The sequence below is a fragment of the Kitasatospora sp. NPDC028961 genome, assembly GCF_055564815.1.
On the sequence record NZ_JBVHVO010000061.1, the window covers coordinates 1 to 1,100 of the forward strand.

The window sequence follows — 1,100 nt, forward strand, 5'->3', positions numbered from 1 at the left end:
GCTAGCTGTATTGACCACGAGCGTTGTTGACGGCGCAGGGGCTTGATCAAAGGTGAAGACCTCCGGTGTGGTGGAGGTGTCTAGGCTCCACACCACACACGGAGGTCTTCGTGTCCCACCGTAACGCCCGCCTGACCATGCACGGCAGGCGGCTCCTGGTCGAACGCGTCCTCGCCGGCCGTCCCGTCGCCCACATAGCCGCCGAGATGGGAATCTCCCGCACCACCGCCCACAAGTGGGTCCGCCGCTGGCACGAGGAGGGCGAGGCGGGCCTGCGCGACCGGTCCAGCCGGCCCCGCACCACCCCGCACCGCACGACGGACACGACCGAGGCCGAGATCTGCCGGCTGCGGCGCGAGCGCAAGCTCGGCCCCGCCCGGATCGGGCCGATCCTCGGCATGCCGGCCTCCACGGTCCACCGCGTCCTGACCCGCCACGGCATGAACCGGCTGCGGTGGATGGACCGGCCCACCGGACAGGTCATCCGCCGCTACGAACGCGAACGCCCCGGCGAACTGGTCCACGTCGACATCAAGAAGCTGGGCAACATCCCCGACGGCGGCGGCCACCGCGTCATGGACCGCCAGGCCGGCGAGAGCAACCGGCACGCCACCACCGCCCTGCGAACCCCGAGCGGGACACCCAGGATCGGCTACAGCCACATCCACACCGCCGTCGACGACCACACCCGCCTCGCCTACAGCGAGATCCTGCCCGACGAGCGCAAAGAGACCGCGGTCGCCTTCTGGCACCGCGCCCGGACCTTCTTCGCAGGCCTGGGCATCACCGTCGAACGCGTCCTGACCGACAACGGCTCCTGCTACAAGTCACACCTGTGGCGCGACACCCTGCGCGCGTCGGGCATCGCGCACAAACGCACCCGCCCCTACCGCCCGCAGACCAACGGCAAGGTCGAGCGCTTCAACCGCACCCTGCTCGACGAATGGGCCTACCAACGCCCCTACGCCAGCAACCAGGAACGAGCCGAAGCACTACCCCACTTCCTCCACGCCTACAACTACCATCGCAGCCACACCGCACTCGGAGGACAACCCCCGATCACCCGCGTGAACAACCCTGCGGGTCAATACAGCTAGCGG

Annotated in this window: 1 protein-coding gene; it reads left to right on the top strand. The window is 69.0% G+C overall.

What is annotated here, in order from left to right; all coding sequences use genetic code 11:
- Window positions 1-110: 110 nt before the first annotated feature.
- A complete protein-coding gene (locus tag ACZ4UX_RS36970) occupies window positions 111-1,097 on the top strand; it encodes an IS481 family transposase (RefSeq protein ID WP_465709862.1) in 987 nt (328 codons plus the stop codon).
- Window positions 1,098-1,100 lie beyond the last annotated feature (3 nt).